Below are 262 nucleotides of genomic sequence, written 5' to 3'. Positions count from 1 at the left end.
GCCCCGCCGAAGGTCAGCAATGCAGCTTTGGTAAAGAACCAGCTCATCTGGGTCAGGGTTCCTTCCCACCCAAAGAGCGCGGTCAAAACACCCATCGGCAAAGCCCATAGCACGGCACTAATCAGTGCGAGTGAGGCCAATTTCAACCAGCTGAACCGAGCATGTTCGGGGGACGGCGTGTCGTCATCGATTAAGGCCGGGCCGAAGGATTTTTTGGCGGCGCTATGGCCACCGGCTCTGAATTTTTCGGGTGCCATTCGCC

General features: G+C 57.6%; 1 protein-coding gene. It reads right to left on the bottom strand.

Annotation, left to right across the window (positions count from 1 at the left end; genetic code table 11):
• On the bottom strand, positions 1–262 hold a 262-nt coding region (locus tag KMS84_RS44650), incomplete at both ends, for a hypothetical protein (protein WP_256921614.1).

Source organism: Streptomyces hilarionis, from assembly GCF_024539675.1.
In the GTDB taxonomy this organism is placed as follows: Bacteria; Actinomycetota; Actinomycetes; order Streptomycetales; family Streptomycetaceae; genus Streptomyces; species Streptomyces hilarionis.
This window is presented reverse-complemented; position numbering and strand designations above follow the sequence as displayed.